The organism is Luteibacter sp. P4_D7_3 (assembly GCF_056401735.1).
Window position 1 is genome coordinate 1 of record NZ_JBFUIT010000542.1, and the last position, 1,472, is coordinate 1,472.

Here is a 1,472-nt window from a genome sequence, read left to right on the forward strand (position 1 = left end):
CTGCCGAACGACCAGAAGCATCAGCTGCGGCGCATCTACGGCACCTACGCGCCGAACGATGAGTGGGCGTTCTCGACCGTTACCCGTATCGCTTCGGGCTACCCGGTCAGCTGCATCGGCGTTCGTCCGGAAGCCTATGGTGGCGACCCGTACGAATACGGCAACAGCTACTTCTACTGCAACGGTCAGCCCGCTCCGCGCGGTACCTACGGCCGCACGCCGTGGACGTACAACGTGGACCTGAGCGTCGCCTGGAAGCCGGCCTTCGCCGACCACAAGCTCACGCTTTCGGCCGACGCATTCAACGCTCTCGGCAAGCAGCGCGTTACCCAGTACTACGAAATCGGCGACACGGCTGCCGGTGATCCGAACCCGAACTACAAGCGCGCCCGTTCGTTCTCGGACCCCCGCACCATTCGCCTGGGAGCCCGCTACGACTTCACGCTCTAACGAAAACGCTTAGCTATATCGCATAACAACAACAGCAAAGCATTTCCCCGGATATTGGCCGCTCCAGAAGGAGCGGCCTTTTTTTTCCCCGAAATCCCCGTCGTAGCCGCCCGTCAACCACGGGCCGTTTCGTAGCTAATTGCCTTGAAGAATCCCCCCAAGTCTTCGTAAAAACTACTTGCTTCGCAAATAGTTGCTCAGTAAATAATTGCGTAGGACTTTTTCTTATTGTTCCCGGAGTCACTGCGGTTTTACTTTGTTTTCACGCGCTGCTTCGGCGCTGTCGTCAGCTCGCCTCAGGGGACACGATGAGCGGGTGCGACTTTCGCCACGGACGACATCTTGCACGACATTTTTTTTGGGGAGCAGAAAGAAATGCCACACCACGCCATTGCGCGCACCCCTTTCGATTGACGACGTGACGCCGCCCGCCCGGTAAGAGGCGTTCGGCCGAGCGACATTCTTCCCGTTGGTTCTCCGCCCGCCAGCCTTTCTGGCGGAACGTCCGCGTGCCGCGCGGATGCGGGCGAACTCATCCCGTTTATTCGTCACGCGTTTTTCAGGAGGGACGTTCCATGCAGTACGCAAACCGTTCAGTCGCGCCGCCGCGCCGCAAGCTCGCGCTTGCCGTGGCTTTCGCCGTATCCATCGGCGGTGCCGGCGCRGCCTTGGCGCAGAGCAACGCCACCGGCGCCATCTTCGGCTCCGCCACGCCCGGTGACRTTGTCCATATCGAGAACACGGACAACGGCCTGCGCCGCGACATCACCGTCGACTCCGGCGGCCGTTACCGCGCCAACTCGCTGCCGATCGGCACCTACACTGTTTCGTTGATGCATAACGGCACCGTGGTCGATTCGCACAAGGGCGTGCAGACCCAGATCAGCCAGGGTACCGACGTTTCCTTTGCCGCTGCCGCCGCCGGCGCCAGCGATGCCACCAACCTCGGCAGCGTCCAGGTCACCGCCAACACCCTGCCCAGCATCGACGTCAGCTCGGTCGACTCGCGCACCGTGTTGACC

At 61.4% G+C, this 1,472-nt stretch carries 1 protein-coding gene and 1 pseudogene; both read left to right on the forward strand.

The annotated features are described in order from the left end of the window. Window positions 1–450, forward strand: a pseudogene (locus AC1DSN_RS22540) (Oar protein); the annotation flags it as partial. A gap of 575 nt (window positions 451–1,025) precedes the next feature. After that, window positions 1,026–1,472 (forward strand): carboxypeptidase-like regulatory domain-containing protein (locus tag AC1DSN_RS22545; protein ID WP_477333048.1); only part of this gene is annotated, 447 nt, incomplete at its 3' end.